We start from the raw sequence: 23,156 nt of genomic DNA, 5'->3' as shown, positions 1-23,156 counted from the left end.
ACTCTCAAGCCTATCCGTCAAATCCGGCAGGCCGGATCAGCGAGCCAGTTCCCACCGAGGCCCCTGGGGTGTGTCTTCCACGACAACCCCAGCGGCGGCCAGCTGCTCGCGGATCGCGTCGGCAGCGGCATAGTCCTTCCGAGCACGGGCGGCCTGACGCTGCTCTAGAGCAACGGCGACCAGGGCGTCGACCACTTCGTGCAGCCCCGACTCACCCGAAGACCGCCACTGCGGGGACCGGGGGTCGAGCCCGAGGACCCCGAGCATGGTCTGGGTCTCGGCGAGCAGGCGCGCCACCGCTTCCTTGTTGCCCTGGGACAGGGCGACGTTGCCCTCGCGGACCACTTCGTGGATGACGGCCAGCGCCTGCGACACGTTCAGGTCGTCGTTGAGCGCGTCGACGAAGGCCTGCGGCAGCGGGGCCGTGGCGTCGACGTCGTGGATGACCTCGGCGGCCCGAGAGACGAAGCCCTCCAGCCGCCGATAGCCGGCGGCCGACTCCTGCAGCGCCTCTTCGGAGTAGTCGATCGCCGAGCCGTAGTGGGCCGCGACCAGGTAGTAGCGCAACTCGACGGGGCGCACCTTGGTCAGCATCTCGGGGATCAACAGCGAGTTGCCCAGGGACTTGCTCATCTTGGTGCCGCCGAGCTGGAGCATGCCGTTGTGCAGCCAGAACCGGGCGAACCCGTCGCCTGCGGCCTGCGACTGGGCGATCTCGTTCTCGTGGTGGGGGAAGATCAGGTCGACGCCGCCACCGTGGATGTCGAAGGTGCCGCCGAGATATTTGGTCGCCATCGCCGAGCACTCGAGGTGCCAGCCGGGACGCCCGCGGCCCCACGGCGTCGGCCAGGTCGGCTCGCCCTCCTTGGCGCCCTTCCACAGCGCGAAGTCGCGCGGGTCACGCTTGAGGGAGTCGGTGTCGGTGTCACCGGCGGCCCGCATGTTCTCGAGCTTCTGGTTCGACAGCTTGCCGTAGCGGTCGGCGTAGGAGACCACGTCGAAGTAGACGTCGCCGGCCGAGGCGTAGGCGTGGCCCTTGTCGATCAGGCGCTGCATCAGCTCGATCATCTCGGGCACGTGGCCCATCGCCCGGGGCTCGACCGTGGGCGGAAGGCAGCCGAGCTGGTCATACGCCCAGGTGAAGGCCCGCTGGTTGCGCTCGGCGACGACGAACCACGGCACGCCCTCGTTGGCCGCGACCCGGATGATCTTGTCGTCGAGGTCGGTCACATTGCGGCAGAACGTGACGTCGTAGCCGGAATGGAGCAGCCAGCGGCGCAGCACGTCGAAGTTGACACCCGACCGGATGTGGCCGATGTGGGGCGGAGCCTGGACGGTCGCACCACACAGGTACATCGTGACCCGGCCGGGCTCAACCGGGGCGAATTCACGGACCGTTCGGGTGCTGGTGTCATAGAGTCTCAGGCTCACAAAGGCAAGGCTAACGCCTTCCCGGCCAGCACAGGCCGAGTTAAGAAACCGTGAGCATCAGCCTCGGAGATACACCTTCTCGGGCGCGATCCGCACGATGACACGCTCGTTGTCGGGGCTGCCCTCGACGAACGGTTTGCCGGTGTATTTGTGCGAAAGCTCCTGGATCAGGTCGCCGTGCGGGTCGTCGAAAAGGCTCACCGGGCCCCGGACCTCGGCATACACGTAGGGATCGGCGGGGTCCACGACCAGGATCGAGACGCGCGGATCGCGCTCCATGTTGCGGTGTTTGCGACGGCCCTTGACGGTGGAGAAGAGAATGTCGTCCCCATCCGTCCGCACCCACACCACCGAGGCCTGCGGGCTGCCGTCGAGGTTGACGCTGGAGACAGTGGCGAAATTCGCTCCGTCGAACAAGGAACGTGCACCGTCAGGCAAGGTCTGCTCTCCCATAGGAGCGATCATGCCATTTCGTACGTGTCATAAAACGGCCGGGGCCACCCGAGTCGCTAGGCTCGACACGCCATGGACGCGATTCCCCCCGCGACGGCAGGCCCCGCCTCCCGTCCGTCTTCCTCCGGTTCCCGCCTGCTGAGCCGCCTGGCCGTGGGCCTCGCGGGGCTCGCGCTGGCGGTGCTCGCCGGGGCCGCCTGCGTACTCTCCTTCGACGACCTGCGGGCGCTCGCGCTCGTCGGGGCGGCTGATCCCGAGTTCGCCTACCTCTATCCGGCCGGTTTCGACGCCCTGCTGGTGGTGGCCCTGCTCGCCGTGCCGCTGGTGCGCTCGGGACCTCTGCTGATCCGCTTACAGGCCGCCCTGATCCTGATCCTGCTGCTGATCGGAGCCGCGACGGCCGACGTCGCGCGGGCCTCGGGCGCGATCATCCCGGTCCGCCCCGCCGCCGTCGTGGTGGCCCTGGTGCCCTGGGTCATGCTGGTCGTCGGCCTGTGGCTGTTACTACTGATCATTCGGTACGCCCAGACCAAGAACTCCGACTTCGACGACGACCCCGACGACGACGTGGTCCCCTTCACCCGCAGCGCCCACGTGACCGCGCCGCCCGACTACACTCCGCCGACGCCCGTGAGCCCTGTGACCGAGACCGTCGCCCCGCCCGAGCTGGCGCCCCCGCTCGACCCCGCCCCGCCGCCGCGCCCCGCCCGCTGGGGCGACCTGATCAGGCCCAATGTCGGCGACGTCCTCGTCCACCCGCTCCCCGAGCCCGACGACGAGACCGACAAGAAGTACGGGGAAGTCGCCGCCCAGGCCGCCGAGAAGCTGAGCCGCCGCGACGAGTCGGAGGTGGACACCCAGCCGATGCGCAGCCTCCCAGCCGACCCCGACCCGGAACACGGCCCGGAAGCGGCCGACCCGGAGGAGTTCGAGGCCGCCTGGCGCGAGCCCTACGAGGAAGAGGTCTCCGCACCCCCCTCAGGCCACCTGCGCAGCACCCCGACCCCGCCCAGCGACTCCTGAGAGGGAGCCCTCCGGGAACGCGGTGAAATGCCCGATACGCCATAGATGGCGGAGGACCACCCTCACCCAACCGCGACCATGAGTCCGGCCGCCTGCAAGGCCGTCAGGGCCGCACAGGCCTCCGCCTTGGCGCCCGGATCTCAGCCCTCGATCATCCTCGGCCCCGTCCAGGAACACCTGCAAGGCCGTCAGGGCGCACAAATCTCCGCCTTGGCGACAGGAAGCCCTCGATCGCCCAGGACTCCGTCCACGAAGCGGAAAGGCCCGCCGCGGCTCCGGAATGGGAGCCGAGCGGGCCTACGTCTCAGTAGTGCGGGTTCGCAGATGTCGTGGCGGTGCCGGAAAAGGCCGGTGCCCGGCGGCCTGGTGGCCGTCGGGCATCAACCTCTGTCAACCGGTCAGACCCGGGTTCGGCCTCGCAGCGCGGCGACGGCGCCGACTCCGATGACCGCCAGGACGACCTGCAGCAGCAGTTCGATCCAGTCGATGCCGTCCGTTGTCGCGACGCCCACCGACTGCGCGATGGCCGTACCGATGAGGGCGGCGACGATGCCGACGACGATGGTCAGGATCCAACCGATCGGCTGACGGCCGGGCAGAAGCAGTCGGCCCAGCACACCGATGACAGCGCCAATGACGATGGCGCCGAGAATGCTCGCGATGGTCATTATTCGACCTCCCCTTGAGGGTGACATCTTCACGCTCAAGCGGTCGAATACCCTCCACCGGCAAAATATGCCTTAGGCCGGAATTTTTCAGATCCCGCTGTGCCCAGGCCTCCCCGTGGCCCCTCCGTGCCCACGACCCCGGCCTGCGGCGATCCCCCGGCCGGCCACGAAGCCGACGCCGATCACGGCCAGCACCAGCTGGAGGATGTGCTCCCACCAGTCGAAGCCCCGGGTGTTGGCGAATCCGAACAGCGCCGCGATGAGTGAACCGATCAGCGCGGCGACGATCCCGACCAGGATCGTCATCCCGATGCTGATGTTCTGCCGCCCCGGCAGAATGAGACGCGCCAGCGCCCCAATCACCACACCGATGATGATGGCGCCAAGGATCGAAGCGATCATGACATTCCCCCCGACGAGGTGACATCTGCACCTCTAGGGGATGAAGTACCCAAAAAGGGACGGCGATCCACGCACCGCGCCTGGTTACGGAATCGCCGCCCCAACCGCATATGAGACGCCACATCCCGGGCACCGGTTGCCATCCAATTTGGAACGGGCCAAAGCGTTATCTCCGCCAACCCTCAACCACCACACCGGCAACACGCCTCACCAGCGGGCTCCCGCGACAAATGCCGAAGTTGAAAGGCAACCCCGCGGCGATACTCATCTGACATCCGTGGCGGTTGTGGAAATGCAGGCTCCGTTACGGCTCCGCCTACCCTCACACCGCCCACCGCACCAGGAGCCGGCCGATCGCCCGGCGCTCCTCGGCCGCTCACCCAAGAGCCGTAACGCCCCACAGGCCAGCAGAGCCAAATCACGAAATTTCCGGCGCCCTGCGCCGGACGGGGTGACACGCCTTCTCAAGCGGGCGCCACGATCAGCGATCAGTGCGTTTGCGATCGCCGCGCTTCTCAGACCCCCGAGCGCCTTCGCCGAACCGAGCCGTCAGCGCTACCGCGCCACGATCAATGCGTTCGCGATCGCCGCGATTCCCTCGCCGCGACCCGTCAGCCCCAGCCCGTCGGTGGTCGTCGCGCTGACGCTCACATCAGCTCCCACCGCCGCACCCAGCGTTTTCTCCGCTTCGGCGCGCCGTGGCGACAGCTTGGGCCGGTTTCCGATGATCTGGACGGCTATGTTGCCGATCTCGAACCCGGCCTCGCGCACCAACCGCGCCGTCTCGGTCAGCAACGTCACCCCGGACGCCCCCGACCACCGCGGATCGGAGGTCCCGAAGACCTTCCCCAGATCCCCTAACCCCGCCGCAGACAGCAGGGCGTCGCAGCACGCGTGAGCCGCCGCATCGCCGTCGGAGTGACCCGCCAAGCCGGTCTCACCCGGCCAGTGCAGGCCCGCCAGGTGAAGGTCACGCCCAGAAGCGAAAGGGTGGACATCGACACCGACGCCCACCCTAGGAAGTTTCGCGCTCAGGAGTTCAGCACCTCGTCGAGCAGGGCTTCCGCTTTGTCCTCGTTGGTCTTCTCAGCCAGGGCGAGTTCGCTGACCAGAATCTGCCGAGCCTTAGCGAGCATTCGCTTCTCACCAGCGGAGAGTCCACGCTCACGGTCGCGACGCCAGAGGTCCCGAACCACTTCGGCCACCTTGTTGACGTCACCCGACGCGAGCTTCTCGAGGTTCGCCTTGTAACGACGGGACCAGTTGGTGGGCTCTTCCGTGTGAGGCATGCGCAGGACGTCGAAGACCTTCTCAAGGCCCTCCTGACCGACCACATCGCGCACGCCGACGAGCTCCGCGTTCTCCGCAGGCACCTGGACGGTGAGGTCGCCCTTGTCGACCTTCAGCACCAGGTAGGTCTTATCCACACCCTTTATCGTCCGAGTGGTGATGGCTTCGATCCGAGCAGCCCCGTGATGGGGGTAGACGACCGTGTCGCCGACCTGGAAAGTCATGTGACAAGTACCCCTTCCGCTGTACTCCAGGGTACCACGCGTCAACAGTCTCCCGGAACAGTGAAATCACCATAACTGCAGGTCAAAGCCTCATTTTGGGACTTGACAAGAGCTCGACTGTGTGAATCGGACTGTCCAACAGGCGGGATGACCTGCGTCTCAAGCGTTCCTCCGTCCAATAACAGGGCGGTTATCGGACGGCCATACCTCGCCGATATGGTGATCCCCGCATACGATCGCGCGCGTTACAAGGAGACTCTCGACCGTGACCACGAGCAGCCGCAGGGTGATCGCCATCGCCGCGTTTCTGGCCGCCGCCCCCGCGCTGTCCGCGTGCGGCGCCGGGACCGACGCGAACACCAACAAGCCCTACGCCCCGACCGAGGCCGGAGTGCTGATCCGCGACGGGGCCTACGGCGTCAACGGCATCAAGGTGAGCCAGGCTTACATGCTCGGGCCCGACCCCGGCGGCCAGATCCCGGCCGGCGGCAACGTCCCCCTCTACCTGTCGATCACCAACGACGCCACCGCCCCCGACGCCCTGCTGGGCATCACGCCCGACCCCAACGCGGCCACGACCGCGCAGGGCGGCAGCGTCCCGCTGCCCGTGGGCACGCTCGTCCACACCGGGACCGGTTCCAACCCGCAGATCCAGATCCAGGGCGTGAAGAGCGCGCTGCGCGGCGGCGAGAGCATCCCGCTGACGCTGAACTTCCAGAACGCCGGCCAGGTCACGATGGTCGTCCCGGTCATCACCCGCAACCGCGAATACGCGACCCTGCCCCCGGTCCCGGGCGCGATCCCCGCCCCGAGCCCGACGGCCGCCGCGTCCCCCGCCGGCGAGTCGACCGGCCACTGACACTTCCTCCGGTGACCGGCTGCTTCCAGCGGCCGGTCACTTTTCGCGTTCGTGAGACGAGCGCCCGGGAAAGGACCGCACGGGCTGCGGCATCACCGAAGAGACGCGTGTAGCCGACCCGCGTGATCTCCCACGGGCCGGCCGGTCGCGGTCTGGGCCGCGACCCCTTACGTGCGCTAGTCCTCGACCACGGGGTCGAACTTGTAGCCGAGCCCGCGCACCGTGAGGATGCAGCGCGGGTTGGCCGGGTCGGACTCGACCTTGGCCCGCAGCCGCTTCACGTGGACGTCGAGGGTCTTGGTGTCGCCGACGTAGTCGGCGCCCCAGACCCGGTCGATGAGCTGGCCTCGGGTCAGGACCCGGCCGGCGTTGCGCAGCAGCACCTCGAGGAGTTCGAACTCCTTGAGCGGCAGCTGCACCTGACGGCCGCGGACGGCCACGATGTGGCGGTCGACGTCCATTCGGACCGGGCCGGCTGCCAGGACGGCCGACTCGACCTCCTCGACGTCGCCCTGCCTGCGCAGCACGGCGCGGATGCGGGCGACCAGCTCACGGGAGCTGAAGGGCTTGGTGACGTAGTCGTCGGCGCCGAGTTCGAGGCCGACGACCTTGTCGATCTCGCTGTCCTTGGCGGTGAGCATGATCACTGGAACCTTGGACCGCTGCCGGAGGGAACGGCAGACCTCCGTGCCCGGCAGGCCAGGGAGCATCAGGTCGAGCAGAACGAGGTCGGCGCCGTTGCGGTCGAAGGCCTCCAGCGCCTCGGGCCCGGTGGCCGCAACCGCGACCTCGAAGCCCTCTTTGCGCAGCATGTAGGAAAGGGCGTCGGAGAACGACTCCTCGTCCTCCACGACGAGTACCCGGGTCATGTGGCCGCCTCCAGGGGAGTTGACGTTGTGCGGGGTGTGGCCACCGCCATCCCGCCGAAGGCGGGGAGGCGGAGTGTGAAGGTCGATCCGGAGCCTTCTTTGCTCCAGACCGAGACCTCGCCGCCGTGGGCGACGGCGACGTGTTTGACGATGGCCAGGCCGAGGCCGGTGCCACCGGTCGATCGCGACCGGGCCGCGTCGACCCGGAAGAAGCGCTCGAAGATGCGTTCCTGGGCGCTCTCGGGGATGCCGATGCCCTGGTCGCTGACGCTGATCTCCACCGAGTCGCCGGCCGGGCGGGCGCTGACGACGATGCGGGTGTGTTCGGGACTGTAAGCAACCGCGTTGTCGATCAGATTCCGCAGGGCGGTGACGAGCAGTTCGTCGTCGCCCCAGATGTTCAGCCCGCCCGCGCCGCCGGCGACCAGCAGGATGTCTTTGGACGCGGCCTTGGTGCTGCACCGGTCGATGGCCTCGTGGACCGCCTCGTCGACCGGGACGGGCTCCGGGGTGGGGATCTTCTCCGCGCCCTGGATGCGGGACAGCGTGATCAGATCCTGGATGAGGTAGGTGAGCCGGGCCGCCTCGTGCTGCATGCGACCGGCGAACCGGGTGACCGCCTCCGGGTCGTCGGCGGCGTCCTGGATCGTCTCGGCGAGCAGGCTGAGCGCGCCGACCGGGGTCTTGAGCTCGTGGCTGACGTTGGCGACGAAGTCGCGGCGGACCGCCTCGACCCTGAGCCGGTCGGTCTGGTCTTCGGCCAGCACCAGCACCTGGCCGGTGGAGCCCAGCGGGGCGACGCGGACGGCGAAGTTGGTCGACTCCTGGCCGAACTTGCGGCCCGGGACCTCGATCTCACCCTCGCGGATCTCACCGTCGCGGCGGACCTTGCGGGCCAGCGCGAGCAGTTCGGTAGAGATCAGGTTGTCGCCGCGGACCAGGCCGTAGGCGCGGGCCGCCGAACTGGCCCGCAGGACGCGGTCTTCCCTGTCGAGGACGACCGCCGAGGACGGAAGCACCGCCAGAAGTGAGGCCACACCTGGGGAAAGGGTGTCTTCTGGAGGAGAGGCCGGCAGCGGAGACGGTTCGGACTGCCGTCGGATCGCCAGCATGACGAGGGTGCCCACCAGGAACCCACCCATCGCGGCAAGACTCGCCAGCAACTCATTCACGCTTTGATGCTAGGTGGGAATAGCCACGTTCCTGACGGCCAGATGCCTACTGACCATGGCCTTTCCGAAAGAGTTCACTTCCCGGTCGGAGATCGTTCACGAAGAGACGATTACCGTGACGGGCATGCGTGACGCCTATCATCTCGAGTTGGACACCCTCACGATCAAGCTGGTCGAGATGACCCGCCTGGTTCGCTCGGCCATGTCCCGGGCCACCACGGCCCTTCTTGACGCCGATCTTCATCTGTCCGAGAGTGTGATCTCTCAGGACGAAGAGGTCAACCGGCTCTACGCCGAAGTTGAGACCTCCATCTATGAGCTGATGGCCACCCAGCAGCCCGTCGCGGTCGACCTCCGTACGGTCATCACCGCGCTGCGGATGGCCGCGGACCTGGAGCGGATGGGCGACCTGGCCGAGCACATCGCCAAGATCGCCCGGATGCGTCACCCCGAGTCCGCCATCCCCGCCGAGCTCCGCGACACCATCGTCGAGATGGACCAGATCGCCGAGCGCCTGGTCACCAAGACCGGCACCTGCATCGCGACCCGCGACGTCGAGCTCTCCAAGGAGCTCGAGGCCGACGACGACGAGATGGACCGGCTGCACCGCCGCCTGTTCCGCGTCCTGCTGTCGCCGAACTGGAACCACGGCATCGAGGCCGCGATCGACATCACCCTCGCGGGCCGCTACTACGAGCGCTACGCCGACCACGCCGTCCGCGTGGCCCGCGACGTGGTCTACCTGGTCACCGGCTCCCGCGACGGCGACGAGTAAACCCCAAAAACGAAATCCCCGGCCCTCGGGGGGCCGGGGATTTCTGTGTTTGATGGCGCGTGCTCCGCACACGCGGGCCCGGGCGGGAGTTACTTGCCCTGGTTGGCCACGGCCTGGATCGCGGAGGCGGCGGCCTCGGGGTCGAGGTAGCCGGAGCTGACCGGGCGGAGGTCGGCGTCGAGTTCGTAGCGGAGCGGGATGCCCGTGGGGATGTTCAGGCCGGCGATGTCGGCGTCGCTGATGCCGTCGAGGTGCTTGACCAGGGCACGCAGGGAGTTGCCGTGGGCGACCACGAGGACGGTCTGGCCGGCGGTGAGCTGCGGGACGATCGAGTCGTACCAGTAGGGCAGCATGCGGTCGACGACGTCGAGCAGGCACTCGGTCTTGGGGCGCAGTTCCTTCGGCAGGCTCGCGTAGCGGGCGTCGGAGAACTGGGAGAACTCGTCGTCGTCGGCGATCGGCGGCGGCGGGGTGTCATAGGAGCGGCGCCAGAGCATGAACTGCTCGTCGCCGAACTCGGCGCGGGTCTGCGCCTTGTCCTTCCCCTGGAGGGCGCCGTAGTGGCGCTCGTTCAGCCGCCACGACCGCTGGACCGGCAGCCAGAGCAGGTCGGCCGCCTCCAGCGCGAGGTTGGCCGTGCGGATCGCGCGGGTGAGCAGGGACGTGTGGACCACGTCGGGGCGTACGCCCGCCTCAAGCAGCAGCCGGCCGCCGCGCGCGGCCTCTTCCTCTCCGGCGGCGGAGAGGGTGACGTCGACCCAGCCCGTGAAAAGGCCCTTGACGTTCCATTCGCTCTCACCGTGCCGAAGCAGTACCAAAGTCGCCATGACACGGCATCTTAGTGGTGGACGGTTAACGCTCCGGGTCGGCGAAACGGGCGAAAGCCTGCAAATTGGCAGTCGACTCGCCTCGTTCGAGGCGCCACTCCCACTCGCGGCGGATCGACCCGGCGAAGCCGATCTCCAGCGCGGGGTCGAACAGTTCGTCGGCGTAGGTCAGCACGCAGCCGAGCAGCCGGTCGACCTCGGCCTCGGTGACGCCCTCGTGGGGGATCCGGCCGACGAGGTGGACGTCTCCCCGGTGGTCGAGGGCGAAGTGGACGCCGTACATCGACCCGTTCTTGGACAGCAGCCAGCGGTAGAACTCCTGGTGGTTCTCGTCGGGGCCGCGGCAGAAGAACGCCTCGATGTTGAGGGCCTGCTCGTCGACGACCAGCCACACCATCGTCTGGAGCTTGTGGGTGCCGGGGAGCTTCACCAGGTAGGAGCCCGACCGAGGGCTCTCGTACGTGAGCTCCATCGACGCCAGCGCCGACTCGATCACGGATGCGACGCTCATCGGACGGCCGCCACGGGCAGGAGCTGGCTCATGGCTCCGGTATACACCTCCACCAGCCGCGCGGCGGTGGCCGACCAGCCGAACGCGGCGGCGTGGCGGATCGCGCCCTCGGCGAGGAAGTCACGCCAGGCGGGCCGGTCGAGCAGCCCGGCCAGCGCGGTGGCCCACTGGGCGGGGTCGTGACCGTCCACGAGCAGGCCCGAGACGCCGTCCTTGACGGCGGTGCGCAGGCCGCCGACCGACGCGGCCACGACCGGGGTGCCACATGCCTGGGACTCCAACGCGACCAGGCCGAACGACTCGTTGTGCGACGGCACCACCGTGACGTCGGCGGCCCGATACCAGTCGGCGAGCTCGGGCTGCGGGGCGGGCGGCGCGATCCGGACGAGATCGGTGATGCCCAGCTCGGCGGCCAGGTCGGTGAGCAGCGAGGGCCGGGCCAGGCCGGTGCCGCTCGGGCCGCCGACACAGGCCACCACGAGGCGATCCCTTAATCCGGGGTCGTCGGCGATCATGCGAGCCGCCGCCCGGAGCAGCACGTCGGGGGCCTTCAGCGGCTGTATGCGGCCGACGAAGAGAAGCACGGCGGCGTCCTGAGGAAGGCCCAGACGGTGGCGGGCGGCGCCCTTGGAGGCGGGCTGGAACACGCGGAGGCTGACCCCCGGGTTCACCACACTCACCTGGGCGGGCGAGGCGGCGTACAGGGAAATGAGCTCTTCGGCCTCGGCGGCGGTGTTGGCGACCAGCTTGTCGGCTATGTCGACGACCTGTTCCTCGCCGAAGACCCGGGCCGGCGGTTCGGGGCGGTCGCCCTCGGCCAGCAGGAGGTTCTTGACCTTGGCCATGGTGTGCATGGTGTGCACCAGCGGTACGCCCCAGCGCTCCTTGGCCAGCCAGCCGACCTGGCCCGACAGCCAGTAGTGCGAGTGGATCACGTCGTAGCGGCCGGGCTCGTAGATCGCCTCGGTACGCAGCACGCCCGACAGGAACGCGCACATCTGGCCGGGGAGGTCCGAGCGGTCGAGCTCCTCGTAGGGGCCCGCGGTGACGTGGCGAACGGTCACCCCCGGCGTGAGCTCGACGATCGGGGGCAGGTCACGCGCCGTCTGCCGGGTGAAGATCTCGACCTCGATGCCGAGCTCGGCCAGTCTCTTGGCCGTCTCCACGATGTACACGTTCATCCCGCCCGCGTCGCCGGTTCCCGGCTGATCGAGCGGTGACGTGTGCATGCTGATCGTCGCGACTCGGTTCACCCGACGCACCCGACACCACCTCCAAACAACGACTAACCATGACACTCAGCCCAAGATTCCCGCTCTCACTAGGATTGCGACCATGACGAGAACAGCGGTGGTCACGGGAGCCAGCAGCGGAATCGGCGCCGCCACGGCCCGACGGCTGGCGAAAGAGGGGTTCCAGGTCGTGGCAGCGGCCCGTCGCCGGGATCGGCTCGACGAGCTCGCCGCCGACCATCCGGGGATCATCCCGATGACCCTCGACGTCACCTCGCAGGACTCCGTCGACGCCTTCAACGCGGCCGTCCCCACGGTCGACGTGCTGATCAACAACGCCGGCGGCGCGGTCGGCCTCGAACCGGTCGCCTACGGCCTGCTCGACGACTGGCGCGACATGTACGAGGTCAACGTCCTGGGCACCCTCCGGATGACCCAGGCGCTGCTGCCGAAGCTGGTCTCCAGCGGCGACGGCGTGCTGGTCATGCTGACCTCGGTCGCCGGGCTGGTCTCCTACGAGGGCGGCGGCGGCTACTGCGCGGCCAAGCATGGCCAGACCTCGATGACCGAGACGCTGCGCCTGGAACTCGTCGGCGAACCGGTGCGGATCATCGAGATCGCCCCGGGCATGGTGGAGACCGAGGAGTTCGCCCTCAACCGCTTCCGCGGCGACGCGGCCAAGGCCGCGAAGATCTACGAGGGCGTGCCCAACCCCCTGACCGCCGACGACATCGCCGACGTGATCTCCTTCGCGATCACCCGCCCGGCCCACGTCAACATCGACCGCCTGGTGATCAGGCCCCGCGCCCAGGCCGCCCAGCACAAGGTCCACCGCGTGTGAGACCGGTCGGGGCGATCACGCGGGGCACCACCGGCCACAACCGGCTCCGCCGCGCCGACCGCTGGCTGGCCGCCGTCCACGGGGGGCTGCTGCGCGCCGCCGCCGATCCGCTGGTCATGGACCTCGGGTACGGCGCCTCCCCCGTCACCACCCTGGAGCTGTTCGCCCGGCTGCGCGCGGTCCGGCGGGACCTCCAGGTCGTGGGGGTGGAGATCGACCCGGAGCGGGTGGCGGCCGCCTCGGCGTTCCGGCGGCCTGGCCTGGACTTCCGCAGGGGCGGCTTCGAGATCCCCGGACGATCTCCCCTGGTGATCCGGGCCTTCAACGTGCTGCGGCAGTATCCCGAGGCCGAAGCGTGGCGCTACTGGGAGCTGATGACGTCCAGACTCCAGCCGGACGGCGTGATCGTCGAGGGCACCTGCTCGGAGATCGGCCATCGGGCCGTCTGGGTCGGCCTCGACCGGCGAGGGCCGCAGACGTTGACCTTCGCGGCCCGGTTCAACGGCATCGACAGGCCCTCAGACCTGGCCGAACGGCTGCCCAAGACGCTGATTCACCGCAACGTGCCCGGTGAGAGGGTGCACGCGTTCCTCACCGACTGGGACCGGGCCTGGGCCGTCTCCGCTCCCTTCGGGGCCTACGGGGCGAGGCAGCGATGGATCCAGGCCGCTCTCCTGTTGAAGGATTCATGGCCTCTCCACACCGGCGCCCCCTTCGGCGGAACGGCTCGGTGGCGGCTCGGTGAGCTGTCCCTGCCCTGGTCGGCGCTTGTAAGCTGAGGTGCAACCCACCCTCCCTCTACGGGACGTAGTACTACGCCGGGTAGGCTGAATGTCGTGAAGGGTCTTGGCGAGCTTGAGCGCAGCATCATGGACGTTCTCTGGGCGGAGCGCAGTCCGTTGACCGCCCGCGAGGTGGGGCGGCTGATCGCCGACCGCGATCTGGCGCCGACCACTGTCATGACGGTGCTCGACCGGCTGACCCGCAAGGGCTTCCTGACCCGCGTCCGCGACGGCCGCGCCTGGCGATACGAACCGGCCGCGAGCCGTGACGCCTACATCGCCGAGCTGATGCTGGAGGCCCTCGACATGACCGGAGACCGTTCCGCCGCGCTCACCAGGTTCGCCCAGGCCGTCTCCGGCACTGAGGCCGAGGTGCTCCGCAAAGCTCTCACGGAGCTGGAGGAGGAGTGATCGCGGCCGCCGCGCTCGCCGCGCTCGCCACCGTCTGCGCGCTGGCCGCGTGGCGGATGACGTCGGTCCGCTGGACCTGGCGGGCGCCGAGGGCCGCGATCGCCCTGTGGCAGGCGCTCGGCCTGACGTGGGGGCTCGCCTCGGTGGGCGCCCTGCTGGCCTACGCCCTCGAACCGTGGGGGCGCGGGGTGATCCACGGGCTGGTCTACCTGGTCACCCACTGGCGTGAGCCGTCGGGGCTGCAGCGGGTGGGCGCGCTGGCCGCCGGGCTCGCGCTGCTGACCGTGCTGATGGCCGTGGTCGTGGTGGCCATGGCGCAGACCCTCCAGGCCCGCCGCCGCCACCGGCTGCTGCTGTCGCTGGTGGCCCGCGACGAGCCCGCGGTTCCGGGCGTACGGGTCGTCGACCACCCCGGGGCGGCCGCTTACTGCGTACCGGGGCTGAAGTCGCAGGTCGTGATCAGCGAGGGCACCCTGAGCCTGCTGTCCCGCGACGAGCTCGCGGCGGTGCTGGCCCATGAAGACGCTCACGCGCGCGAGCGCCACGACCTGGTGCTGCTGCCGTTCGCCGCGCTGCGCTGGGTGCTGCCCTGGTCGAAGGTGGTCCGCGACGCCAACGCGTCGGTCGCGCTGCTGGTCGAGATGGCCGCCGACGACCACGCCCGGCTGCGGGTGCCGCCGAAACGGCTGGCCACCGCGCTGCTGCGGTTCGGCACGGCCGGCGTCTACATCACCCCCCACGGCGCGCTGGGCATGGGCGCCGAGAACGTGATGGCCCGGGTGAACCGGCTGGTCCAGCCCGGTCCGAAGATGCCCGCGCGCTATCGCTACGGCATCGTCGCGGGAGCCGTGTTGCTCACCACATCCGCGCCCCTTTTGTGGTTCTTGCCCCAGTGAGTTAGCTCCCGTTAACCAATCCGTTTGCAAATGCATACAAGCTCTGGCAAGCTGGACGACATGGAACTCCCCAAGGTCGGCTCGATCGGTGAATACATCCGCGAGCAGCGGACGCAGGCGAAGATCTCGCTGCGTCAGCTCGCGGCCCAGGCGGGAGTGTCGTTTCCATACCTGAGCCAGGTCGAGCGGGGCGTGCGCAAGCCGAGTGCCGAGATCCTCAACCAGATCGCCAAAGGGTTGCGAATCTCGTCCCAGGCGCTCTATGTGCAGGCCGGACTGATCGACGAGCGCCAGCCCGACAGTGACGTCCTGGCGGCGATCCGCGCCGACGTCACGATCACCGGACGGCAGCGCCAGGTTCTGCTCGACATCTATGAGTCGTTCCGCAAGGAGAACCAGGCCGCGGAAACCGAAGGGGCTCAGCCGACGCAACCGGCTGAGCCCCTGGATGCGGCTTCACTAAACGGTCACGCCACGTCAGAAGGGTACAACCTGCCATGACCATCGCCACCGAGGTCAAGAAGCTCACCGAGTCCAAGCCGTTCTACGCGCTGACCGGCGTCGGCGACTTCGCGGTCGAGAAGATCCGCGAGATCCCCGACCGCGTCCTCCAGCTCCAGCAGATCCGCCGGGAAGAGGCCTACGCCTACGCCGGCCGTGTGCAGGGCAGGGCCGAAGACGTCGCCAACACCGTCGCCGAGCGGCTCAACGCCCTCTACGAAGACCTGGCCAAGCGCGGCCGTCAGGTCGTCAGCCAGGCCAGCGGCGAGGCCGCCCTGGAGCTGACCGAGGTCTCCGAGGCCGCCGACCCGGCCACCGCCGTCAAGGCCACCACCTCGACCAAGCGCCCGGCTCCCCGCAAGACCCCGACGGCCCCGAAGGCGTCGTAGAACCGCAGCTCATGGCCCCGGTGGGAGATCTCCCGCCGGGGCCACGGTTTTCTCGCCCTGCGCACTGGCGAAACCAGACACTAGGCTGGTGGACATTCCGACCTTGACCCCGCGGGAGTGACGAGATGATGCTCTATGGTGCCCTGGACCTTGTCTTCCTGGGCCTCGCCCTCGCCGCGTTCGGGATGGCGGTGTGGGCGCTGATCCACGCGATCCGCACCCCCGCCCAGGCGTTCAAGTCCGCCGGCAAGCTCAACAAGAACCTCTGGATGGTCTTCACCGGCCTGGCCACCGTCTTCACGCTCGCCTCCGCCGCCGGCTACATGGGCGGCGGGCTGAACAGGCTCAACATCTTCGCCATCGCCTCGATCATCGCGTCCGGCATCTACCTGGCCGACGTGAAGCCGGCCGTCAGCGAATACAAGGGCGGCAGCGGCGGCACCCAGGGCCCTTACGGCCCCTGGTGACTAGAGCCAGTCGCGCTTCTTGAACTGGGTGTAGAGGATGACGGCGGCGACCGCCCACAGGCCCGTTGACGTCCAGAATCCCCAGACCTGCTGCGAACCCGGATAGGGCACGTTCTGGCCGTAGAAGCCGGTGATCATGGTGGGCACGGCGATGATCGCGGCCCAGCTCGTCACCCGCTTCATGATCAGGTTCATCTTGTTGTTGGCCATGGTCATGTGCGCTTCGCGGATGTTGCCGAGCAGGTCGCGCAGTGAATCGGTCCATTCCGCGGCCCGCACGGCGTGGTCGTAGACGTCCTGGAAGTAGGGCGCCAGGCTGCTGTCGCGGATGACGTCGTTGCGGCGGAACAGGGTGTTGACGAGTTCCCGCATCGGGGCGACCACCCGCCGCAGGCCGACCAGGCTCTTGCGCAGCTCGAAGGTCTGCCGCTGCTCGGCGGGGCCCGGCAGGGTCTCGTGGAACAGGCCCTCTTCCAGCTTCTCGATCTGGTCGTCCATGGCCTCGACGACCTCGAAGTGGGTGTCGACGACGTAGTCGAGCAGGCCGTGCAGCAGGAACGCCACCCCGTGTTCGGCCAGGTTGCCGCCGGAGTCCCAGCGGCGCTGGACCTGGTCGATCGCGAACGACTCGCTGGTGCGGACGGTGACCAGGGCCCGCTCCGTCATGAACGCCGACGCCTCGATCGTCTCCAGACGCCCGGTGCGCTCGTCGAAGTGGGTGGCGTAGACGTTCAGGAAGATGTGGGTCTCGTAGATGTCGAGCTTGGGGCGCTGGCTCGGGTGCAGGGCGTCTTCGATGGCCAGCGGGTGGAGGCCCAGTTCCTCGCTGATCGCGTCGAGGTCGGCGCGCGTCGGCGTGCACAGGTCGAACCAGACCACTGCGTCGGGCTCGTCCAGATGGTCGGAGACGTCGGCGATCGGAAAGCCCTCGGATTCGAGTTTCCCGTTGCGGTAGAGCCGGGTGCGTGCCACCGACTCAGCGTACTCCGGTGGCACTATCGTGACGGGTCATGACATGTCTGGCACGCCCTGTGGGGCTGGCCCTCTTATTGATCGTCCTGCTCGCCACCCCGGCCCGTGCCGCCGGCGCGACCGAGGTGACGCTGCAGTTGCGGCCCGACGGGGTGCTGCACGTGGTCGAGAAGGGGGCCCAGAGCCGGGCCGTGATCACCAGAACGCGGTTCGACGACGCGTCCGACCGGGTCTTCCTGCTGACCGGCGTAAAGGGCGCCGCCTTCGACGGCGAGACACTGACCGTGCCGGCCGCCGGGACCGTCGAATACGACGTCACGGGCGCGGTCACGCAACTGCCCGACGGCACCGAGGAACTGCGCTGGTCGGCGGCCGGCGGGCCGCTCGACACAGTCAAGGTGACGGTACGCGGCCCCGGCCAGATCCAGGGCCTCACCTGCTTCGCCGGCCCGGCCACCTCGGCGATCGGCTGCACCGCCGCCGGCATGGACGAGTCGGCCGAGAACGCCACCTTCGAACAGACCGGCCTGGCGGAAGGCGAGCAGCTCACCATCGTCGTGGCCTATCCCGCCGGTTCGACCGGCGCGCAGCCGATCCTGGAGAACCGCTTCGACCTGGCCACCGCCTTCACCGTCGACATGTGGACCGGCGGTTCGCTGATCGTCCTGCTGATCCTGCTGCTCGGCGGCCTCTACGGCCTCTACCGCAGCCGGGGCAGGGACGCCCGGGTGGTCGAGTCGGAATCGGGCCTGTACGCCCCTCTCGAAAACGGCCGCTTCGCCCCGCCCGACGGCGTGCGGCCCGGCCAGATCGGCACCCTGATCGACGAACAGGCCGACGTGATCGACGTGACGGCGACCATCGTGGATCTGGCGGTACGCGGCTACCTCCGCATCGACGAACAACCGCGCGGCACCTACGACGCCCCCGACTGGCTGCTCGTGAAGCTGCCCGACACCCCGCTCCAGGACCTGCTCCCCTACGAACGCGCCCTGCACGACGCGATGTTCGACATCCGCGACGACATCCTGCTCTCCCAGCTCCACGGCGGCTTCTCGGCCGGCCTCGCGCGAGTCCGCGACGCCCTCTACCGCGACGTCGTGAAGCAGGGCTGGTTCGCCCGCCGCCCCGACTCGACCCGGTCCCGCTGGACGGTCCTGGGCATCCTGCTGACCATCGCCGGCGTGGCCGGCACCCTCATGCTCGCCTGGACGACCACCTACGGCCTGGTCGGCCTGGCGGTGATCATCGCCGGGGCGGCCCTCACGGTCGGCGGCCAGTTCATGCCGGCCAAGACCGCCAAGGGCGCCGGGGCGCTCGCCCACACGCTGGGCTTCCGCCAGTACCTCATCTCCGGCGACGTCAACGGGGTGCCGGAGGAGCAGCGGATCGAGCTGTTCTCCCGTTACCTGCCCTACGCCGTGATCTTCGACAGCGTCGACCGGTGGGCCCGGGTGGTGTCGACGATCACGACCGACGGCGACAACCTGTACTGGTACCACGGCCCCGCCGAATGGGACCTGTCGAAGTTCGCCGACTCGATGCGGACGTTCGTGATGACCACATCGGGCGCGATCTCCGCCGCCCGCCAGTTCAGATCGTTCTGACCCGTATCTCCCCCACCGGCCTTCCACCACCTGTGATCGGGGGGATCAGGCCTTCCGGGACGTCCTCGCCGAGCGCCTTCAGCGCGTAGGCGGTGACCGCGACCCGGGCCCGCTGGCCCCCGTCGACGATCTTCACGGCGGCGGCCCGGCCGTCGGCCAGCGCGAACGCGTCGAACGCCTCGGCGCCCGCCTTCAGCATCAGCCCGGGGACGCCGCGCATCAGCGCCGCCTCGGGCCGCTCGGCGCCGCTCGTGTATTCGGGGTGGGCCCGCATCGCGTCGGCGACCCGGCGCTCCTTGGTGCCCTCGGCGGCCGTGACGATCCGCCGGAAGGCGCGGACGACCCCGACCATCGACACGTAGAACAGCGGCGCGCCACAGCCGTCGACGCCGGTGGCCGCGATCCGCTCCGAGGTGAGCTCCTCGACGGTGCCGCGGATCGACTTCTGCAGCGGGTGGGACGGTTCGAGGTAGCCCTCGGTAGGCCAGTCGTTAACCGCGCAGGTCGCGAGCATCGCCGAGTGCTTGCCGGAGCAGTTCATGTAGACGCGGCCGTGGTCGAGGGAGGTCCGGTCGTCGGGATAGTCCTCCGGGCACCGGAGCGCCGATTCGTCCAGTCCGGCGTCGCGGAGGATGCGACGGGCCCCCTCGACGTGGATGGGCTCACCCGCGTGGCTGCCGCAGCCCAGCGCCAGCAGCTCACCGTCGAGGTCGAGCCCCGCGTGCAGCATCCCGACGGCCTGCAGCGGCTTCATCGAGGAACGGGGGGATGCGGGAACCTGGACGTCGCCATGGACCAGAACGGGGGAACCCTCGGCGTCGACGGCGACGACCCGGGCGCGGTGGACCGACTCCACGAACCCGGACCGGACCACCTCGACCAGCAATTCGGACATGCCGTCGACTGTAGGGCATGGCAGAATCCGGCCATGCGCGCGGTGGTCCAACGAGTGAGCCATGCCTCGGTGACGGTCGACGGGACCGTCGTTGGGGCGATCGACGAGCCCGGCCTGATGGTTCTGGTCGGTGTCACCCACACCGACGGACCCGCGGAGGCCGCGAAACTGGCGGCGAAACTGTGGGGCCTGCGGATCCTGGAGGGCGAGAAGTCCTGCTCGGATATCTCCGCACCTCTGCTGGTGATCAGCCAGTTCACGCTCTACGCGGACACCAAGAAGGGCCGCCGCCCGACGTGGCAGGCAGCGGCCCCGGGCCCCGTGGCCGAGCCGTTGGTGATCGCGGTCGTGGACGAACTCCGCAAACTCGGCGCCAGGGTGGAGACGGGCCGTTTCGGAGCGGACATGAAGGTCAGCCTGCTCAACGACGGCCCGATCACCCTGGTCATCGACATCTGAAGCCCGCCGCCACAGCGGGCCTTCGCGTATCGCTTACGGCAGGTCGCCCCACTGCCGATCGCGGCGGTAGCCGTCCCTACGCAAGAGCGTGCCCGCGAGTCACTCGCGGGCACTCACCTCACAGACCGATCGCGCGGTATCCGAGGCAGCGGCCTGTTCTCACATCAGGTCGGGTCGCTTCGCCGACCGCTCTCGGGCCATCTTGGCGGCCTGGCGCCGCAGCTCGGGGTCGACCTGGACGTTGCGGCCGGCGTCCTGCGGCACGACGACCTCCTGCTTGGCCGCGACGTGGCCCGCCACGAGGTCGATGTCGATCGGGACCGTGCGCTTCACGACCGCGAGGGCGATCGGGCCGAGTTCGTGGTGGCGGGCCGACGAGCCGATGAAGCCGATCTGGCCCGGTGTCGCCGAACCGTCGACGGCCGCCTCGGGGTCGGCTTCGAGCGGGGTGCTCACGCCGAGCGTCACCGGGGTGCCGTGGGGCGGCAGTTCGTCGACGCTGCCGTCGAGGTGGAGGAAGACGAGCCTGCGGGGCGGGTGGCCCAGGTTGTGGACGCGGGCGACGGTCTCCTGGCCCCGGTAGCAGCCCTTCTTCAGATGGACCGCCGTCTCGATCAGCCCCAGCTCGTGGGGGATCGTCTTGTGGTCGGTCTCGAAGCCCAGCCGGGGCAGGTGCGCCTCGATGCGCAGCGCCTCATAGGCCCACAGCCCGGCCACCGGACCCTGGGCGGCCAGCTCGGCCCGCGGGATCAGCCGGTCGTCGCCGGGCACGCCGGAGACCACGGCCCACTCGGCCGAGACGTCGGTGATCTCGACCCGGAGCATGAACTTCATCTTCTCGAGCCACGCCACCAGTTCCTCGGACCGGCCGGGCTCGACGTGGATCCACGTCGTGTCGCCGTCGTCGCGCAGGTGGAGGTGGTGTTCGAGTCGCCCCTGCGGGTCGAGGAACAGCGTCTGCGTCCACACGCCGGGGGCCAGGTCGTCGAGTTTCTGGGAGCTCAGGCTGTTGAGCCAGCTCAACCGGTCGGGGCCGGACACCGTGATGACGGGACGGTTGCTCCGGTCGACCACCGCCCGCCCGGCCGCGAGGGCACGCTGTTCGGCGTAGAGGTCGCCGTAGTGGGCGGCCACGGCGTCGTCGGGGGACGCGGCGGGGACGGCTCCGGGGAGGTCCAGCAGAGGACTGCGCATACCTTCAGGCTAAGCCCGCTCAGCGACAGTCGCGGCACCGGCCGAAGATCGTCAGATGGTGGACGTCGGTCTGGAAGCCCATCTCCTCGTCGAGCTTGGTCACCATGTCGCCGACCAGCTCGGGAGGCGCCTCGATGATCTGCCCGCAGCCCCGGCAGACCAGGTGGACATGGTCGGCGTCGGCGGCCAGATGGTAGGTCGGCGCCCCGTGGCCGAGATGGGTGTGGGTGACCAGGCCGAGCTCTTCGAGCAGTTCGAGCGTGCGGTAGACGGTCGAGATGTTCACGCCCCGCGCGGTCTCCTGGACCTTCGCGCAGATCTCCTCAGGAGTGGCGTGGGTGAGCGCGCTGACCGCCTCGAGGACGAGCTGGCGCTGCGGAGTGACCCGATATCCGCGGGCCCGGAGCTCGTCGTGCCAGGTGTCGGTCATGCCGAAATCCTACGGCTCGTAATTGACTTGCCCGCCCCGGAGAGCAGCGCTTAGCGTACGAAGCACGCAGAGAGGAGGTGGTCCGAATAATGATTAGTCATGATTGGGCTAGCGAGGTGGCTGTCCGCTAGGACATCCGATCCGGGCCAGCTCCGGGTCGGCGCGTCTGAGCGCAGATCCAGACAGACACCGGAACCCCGGGCAGTCGGCGGGGGAGGGCACTGACCCTCTCTCATTGGTCCAGCCGGCCCGCTCACCCGAGCGGAGTGCGCCCGGGGTTTCTTCATGTCCCGGAAAGGACCGGCTCGCTCATGCCGAGCGGATGGCAGCCTGGTTTCTCAGTGCCCCCGCGGCTCGACCCCGAGGATCTCGCAGGCCTGCTGGTAGAGCACGACGACCTCGTTGCGCACCTGGGCGCGTTCGACGATGGGCGTCGGCCATTTCACCGCGATCGCCTCGCCGTCGGCCTCGAAGTAGATCGCCTCGGTGTCGACGTCGGTCGTGCGGGCCGCCGTGGCGTCGGGTTTTCCGCCCAGGGCCCGCACGATCAGCAGCGCGTCGGCCGCGTGGTCGTCGTTCATGTGCTTCTTGATCGCTTCGACCGCGTCGGAGGTCAGCGGGGTGCTCATGGCGCCCGATCCTAGTCGGCGACCCTCTTGAGCTCCGCGGAGGCGTGGTCCTGCAGGGGGAGGCCGACGGCTGCCATCTCGTAGGCGTACATGAGATTGCCGTTGACCAGGCCGTAGAGGCGCTTGCCCGCCGAATAGTCCTTCGAGGTGACGGTGCGCGCCACGACGTCGGTGATGAGTTCGATCTTGTGGAAGACGACCTCGCCCACGTAGATCTCGATGATGCCGGTCGGGTGGGCCAGCATGACCTCGATCTGGCGCTCCGGCTGCACGCGCCAGAAGCCCGTCTCGGTGGCGAGCGGGCGGACCTTCTCACCCTCCTGGTCGAGCAGCCAGGTGCGGCTGCGGTAGCTGAGGAACGGCTTGCCGTTGTGCTCGAAGATGATCTCCTGGCCGAAGTTGGCGCTCTCCATGGTCGGGTAGCCGATGACCCCGGCGCCCTCCCAGTGGCCCAGCAGGAACGCGATCGGCTCAAGATCGGGATGTACGTCCATGCGACAAGGCTAGTGCGGGATTAGGCTGCGGGCATGGCACGCCAACTGGTGATCAAAGTGACCGCGGGCGCCGACGCCCCGGAGCGGTGCAACCAGGCCTTCAACGTCGCCGCGGCGGCGATCGTCAGCGGGGTCGGGGTGTCGCTCTGGCTGACCGGTGAGTCGTCGTGGTTCGCCCTACCCGGCAAGGCCGGGGAGTTCAAGCTGGCCGAGGCGGCACCTCTCGAAGACCTGCTGGCCGCCGTGCTGGCCGCCGGCCGGGTGACTTTGTGCACCCAGTGCGCGGCCCGGCGCGGCATCACGCTCGACGACATGATCGAGGGGATCCGCATCGCGGGGGCGCCGACGTTCGTCGAGGAGATCACTCAGGAAGGTGTCCAGGCGCTGGTCTACTAACGGGAAGCGGGTGTCATTAGGCTTCGGCCTGAGCGAGGCAAGTCCCCTTCGAATCAG

Annotated in this window: 30 protein-coding genes; 13 read left to right on the top strand and 17 right to left on the bottom strand. The window is 68.9% G+C overall.

Annotated elements, in window-relative coordinates:
- Positions 1-36 precede the first annotated feature (36 nt).
- A complete protein-coding gene (cysS, locus tag AW272_RS22965; RefSeq protein WP_066368803.1) occupies positions 37-1,431 on the bottom strand; it encodes a cysteine--tRNA ligase in 1,395 nt (464 codons plus the stop codon).
- Positions 1,432-1,488: 57 nt separating this feature from the next.
- Positions 1,489-1,884: a PPOX class F420-dependent oxidoreductase gene (locus AW272_RS22960; protein WP_066368801.1), complete on the bottom strand. Its 396-nt coding sequence runs from the start codon at positions 1,882-1,884 to the stop codon at positions 1,489-1,491.
- 72 nt (positions 1,885-1,956) lie between these two features.
- On the opposite strand from AW272_RS22960, the gene AW272_RS22955 reads away from it, so the two are divergent.
- Positions 1,957-2,907 (top strand): DUF2637 domain-containing protein, encoded by a 951-nt coding sequence (locus tag AW272_RS22955; RefSeq protein WP_066368798.1) that lies wholly within the window; start codon positions 1,957-1,959, stop codon positions 2,905-2,907.
- Positions 2,908-3,305: 398 nt separating this feature from the next.
- Here AW272_RS22955 and AW272_RS22950 read toward each other — a convergent pair whose 3' ends face one another.
- From AW272_RS22950 to AW272_RS22935, 4 genes are all read right to left on the bottom strand, one after another.
- Positions 3,306-3,575: a GlsB/YeaQ/YmgE family stress response membrane protein gene (locus AW272_RS22950; RefSeq protein ID WP_066368797.1), complete on the bottom strand. Its 270-nt coding sequence runs from the start codon at positions 3,573-3,575 to the stop codon at positions 3,306-3,308.
- 87 nt (positions 3,576-3,662) lie between these two features.
- Entirely contained in the window at positions 3,663-3,977 is a 315-nt protein-coding gene (locus AW272_RS22945; RefSeq protein ID WP_066368795.1) for a GlsB/YeaQ/YmgE family stress response membrane protein, read from the bottom strand.
- Between the two features lie 555 nt (positions 3,978-4,532).
- A complete protein-coding gene (gene ispF, locus AW272_RS22940; protein WP_066368793.1) occupies positions 4,533-4,991 on the bottom strand; it encodes a 2-C-methyl-D-erythritol 2,4-cyclodiphosphate synthase in 459 nt (152 codons plus the stop codon).
- A gap of 17 nt (positions 4,992-5,008) precedes the next feature.
- Complete coding sequence (locus AW272_RS22935; protein WP_066368788.1) at positions 5,009-5,491, bottom strand: CarD family transcriptional regulator; 483 nt, start codon at positions 5,489-5,491, stop codon at positions 5,009-5,011.
- A gap of 265 nt (positions 5,492-5,756) precedes the next feature.
- Between AW272_RS22935 and AW272_RS22930 the strand changes: the two genes are divergently transcribed.
- Positions 5,757-6,350 carry a copper chaperone PCu(A)C domain-containing protein gene (locus AW272_RS22930; RefSeq protein WP_066368786.1) on the top strand — a complete coding sequence of 198 codons (594 nt, stop codon included), beginning with the start codon at positions 5,757-5,759 and terminating at the stop codon, positions 6,348-6,350.
- Positions 6,351-6,526: 176 nt separating this feature from the next.
- On the opposite strand, the gene AW272_RS22925 is transcribed toward AW272_RS22930, so the two are convergent.
- Together AW272_RS22925 and AW272_RS22920 are read right to left on the bottom strand one after the other, a co-directional pair.
- On the bottom strand, positions 6,527-7,219 hold the full coding sequence (locus AW272_RS22925; RefSeq protein ID WP_066368784.1) for a response regulator: 693 nt from the start codon (positions 7,217-7,219) through the stop codon (positions 6,527-6,529).
- Entirely contained in the window at positions 7,216-8,361 is a 1,146-nt protein-coding gene (locus AW272_RS22920; RefSeq protein WP_066368781.1) for a sensor histidine kinase, read from the bottom strand. Before AW272_RS22920 ends, AW272_RS22925 begins: the two co-directional genes overlap by 4 nt.
- 154 nt (positions 8,362-8,515) lie before the next feature.
- Here AW272_RS22920 and phoU point away from each other — a divergent pair, with 154 nt between their 5' ends.
- Positions 8,516-9,166: a phosphate signaling complex protein PhoU gene (phoU, locus tag AW272_RS22915; protein ID WP_066369500.1), complete on the top strand. Its 651-nt coding sequence runs from the start codon at positions 8,516-8,518 to the stop codon at positions 9,164-9,166.
- Between the two features lie 89 nt (positions 9,167-9,255).
- Here phoU and AW272_RS22910 read toward each other — a convergent pair whose 3' ends face one another.
- Genes AW272_RS22910 through mshA form a run of 3 tightly spaced genes read right to left on the bottom strand, consistent with a single transcriptional unit; the run spans position 9,256 to position 11,733 of the window.
- A complete protein-coding gene (locus AW272_RS22910; protein WP_066368779.1) occupies positions 9,256-9,993 on the bottom strand; it encodes a phosphoglyceromutase in 738 nt (245 codons plus the stop codon).
- Between the two features lie 25 nt (positions 9,994-10,018).
- Positions 10,019-10,504 carry a YbjN domain-containing protein gene (locus AW272_RS22905; RefSeq protein WP_066368773.1) on the bottom strand — a complete coding sequence of 162 codons (486 nt, stop codon included), beginning with the start codon at positions 10,502-10,504 and terminating at the stop codon, positions 10,019-10,021.
- Positions 10,501-11,733, bottom strand: a complete 1,233-nt coding sequence (mshA, locus tag AW272_RS22900; RefSeq protein ID WP_066369497.1) for a D-inositol-3-phosphate glycosyltransferase — start codon at positions 11,731-11,733, stop codon at positions 10,501-10,503. Before mshA ends, AW272_RS22905 begins: the two co-directional genes overlap by 4 nt.
- A 106-nt stretch (positions 11,734-11,839) precedes the next feature.
- Here mshA and AW272_RS22895 point away from each other — a divergent pair, with 106 nt between their 5' ends.
- From AW272_RS22895 to AW272_RS22865, 7 genes are all read left to right on the top strand, one after another.
- Entirely contained in the window at positions 11,840-12,577 is a 738-nt protein-coding gene (locus AW272_RS22895; RefSeq protein WP_066368772.1) for an SDR family NAD(P)-dependent oxidoreductase, read from the top strand.
- Complete coding sequence (locus AW272_RS22890) at positions 12,574-13,356, top strand: O-methyltransferase (RefSeq protein ID WP_066368770.1); 783 nt, start codon at positions 12,574-12,576, stop codon at positions 13,354-13,356. The genes AW272_RS22895 and AW272_RS22890 overlap by 4 nt, the downstream gene beginning before the upstream one ends.
- Before the next feature lie 57 nt (positions 13,357-13,413).
- The gene (locus tag AW272_RS22885) at positions 13,414-13,770 is read left to right on the top strand and encodes a BlaI/MecI/CopY family transcriptional regulator (protein WP_083958583.1); all 357 of its coding nucleotides are present in this window, start codon (positions 13,414-13,416) and stop codon (positions 13,768-13,770) included.
- Entirely contained in the window at positions 13,767-14,666 is a 900-nt protein-coding gene (locus AW272_RS22880) for a M56 family metallopeptidase (protein WP_066368766.1), read from the top strand. The genes AW272_RS22885 and AW272_RS22880 overlap by 4 nt, the downstream gene beginning before the upstream one ends.
- A gap of 60 nt (positions 14,667-14,726) precedes the next feature.
- Positions 14,727-15,167: a helix-turn-helix domain-containing protein gene (locus tag AW272_RS22875; RefSeq protein WP_066368764.1), complete on the top strand. Its 441-nt coding sequence runs from the start codon at positions 14,727-14,729 to the stop codon at positions 15,165-15,167.
- Entirely contained in the window at positions 15,164-15,556 is a 393-nt protein-coding gene (locus AW272_RS22870) for a hypothetical protein (protein ID WP_066368763.1), read from the top strand. Before AW272_RS22875 ends, AW272_RS22870 begins: the two co-directional genes overlap by 4 nt.
- A gap of 125 nt (positions 15,557-15,681) precedes the next feature.
- Entirely contained in the window at positions 15,682-16,023 is a 342-nt protein-coding gene (locus AW272_RS22865) for a DUF2516 family protein (RefSeq protein ID WP_066368761.1), read from the top strand.
- On the opposite strand, the gene AW272_RS22860 is transcribed toward AW272_RS22865, so the two are convergent.
- Positions 16,024-16,995 (bottom strand): magnesium transporter CorA family protein, encoded by a 972-nt coding sequence (locus AW272_RS22860; protein WP_066368759.1) that lies wholly within the window; start codon positions 16,993-16,995, stop codon positions 16,024-16,026.
- Between the two features lie 38 nt (positions 16,996-17,033).
- Here AW272_RS22860 and AW272_RS22855 point away from each other — a divergent pair, with 38 nt between their 5' ends.
- Complete coding sequence (locus tag AW272_RS22855; RefSeq protein WP_083958582.1) at positions 17,034-18,602, top strand: DUF2207 domain-containing protein; 1,569 nt, start codon at positions 17,034-17,036, stop codon at positions 18,600-18,602.
- On the opposite strand, the gene AW272_RS22850 is transcribed toward AW272_RS22855, so the two are convergent.
- Positions 18,589-19,497 (bottom strand): asparaginase, encoded by a 909-nt coding sequence (locus AW272_RS22850; protein WP_066368757.1) that lies wholly within the window; start codon positions 19,495-19,497, stop codon positions 18,589-18,591. The genes AW272_RS22855 and AW272_RS22850 overlap by 14 nt on opposite strands.
- Before the next feature lie 33 nt (positions 19,498-19,530).
- Here AW272_RS22850 and dtd point away from each other — a divergent pair, with 33 nt between their 5' ends.
- Positions 19,531-19,956, top strand: a complete 426-nt coding sequence (gene dtd / locus AW272_RS22845; protein WP_066368756.1) for a D-aminoacyl-tRNA deacylase — start codon at positions 19,531-19,533, stop codon at positions 19,954-19,956.
- Between the two features lie 159 nt (positions 19,957-20,115).
- Here the strand turns inward: dtd and ygfZ are convergent, their stop codons facing one another.
- The 4 genes from ygfZ to AW272_RS22825 form a co-directional block, all read right to left on the bottom strand.
- On the bottom strand, positions 20,116-21,150 hold the full coding sequence (gene ygfZ, locus AW272_RS22840) for a CAF17-like 4Fe-4S cluster assembly/insertion protein YgfZ (protein ID WP_066368749.1): 1,035 nt from the start codon (positions 21,148-21,150) through the stop codon (positions 20,116-20,118).
- A 19-nt stretch (positions 21,151-21,169) separates the two neighbouring features.
- Entirely contained in the window at positions 21,170-21,580 is a 411-nt protein-coding gene (locus AW272_RS22835; protein WP_066368748.1) for a Fur family transcriptional regulator, read from the bottom strand.
- Between the two features lie 338 nt (positions 21,581-21,918).
- Positions 21,919-22,209 carry a DUF2470 domain-containing protein gene (locus tag AW272_RS22830; RefSeq protein WP_066368746.1) on the bottom strand — a complete coding sequence of 97 codons (291 nt, stop codon included), beginning with the start codon at positions 22,207-22,209 and terminating at the stop codon, positions 21,919-21,921.
- An 11-nt stretch (positions 22,210-22,220) separates the two neighbouring features.
- Positions 22,221-22,703 (bottom strand): heme-binding beta-barrel domain-containing protein, encoded by a 483-nt coding sequence (locus AW272_RS22825; RefSeq protein ID WP_066368743.1) that lies wholly within the window; start codon positions 22,701-22,703, stop codon positions 22,221-22,223.
- A gap of 33 nt (positions 22,704-22,736) precedes the next feature.
- Between AW272_RS22825 and AW272_RS22820 the strand changes: the two genes are divergently transcribed.
- Positions 22,737-23,099: a DsrE family protein gene (locus AW272_RS22820; protein ID WP_066368741.1), complete on the top strand. Its 363-nt coding sequence runs from the start codon at positions 22,737-22,739 to the stop codon at positions 23,097-23,099.
- Positions 23,100-23,156 lie beyond the last annotated feature (57 nt).

The organism is Herbidospora mongoliensis, from assembly GCF_001570545.1.
Classification (GTDB): Bacteria; Actinomycetota; Actinomycetes; order Streptosporangiales; family Streptosporangiaceae; genus Herbidospora; species Herbidospora mongoliensis.
Note: the sequence above shows the minus strand (reverse complement) of the source record. Positions and strands in the feature narration are given on the sequence as shown.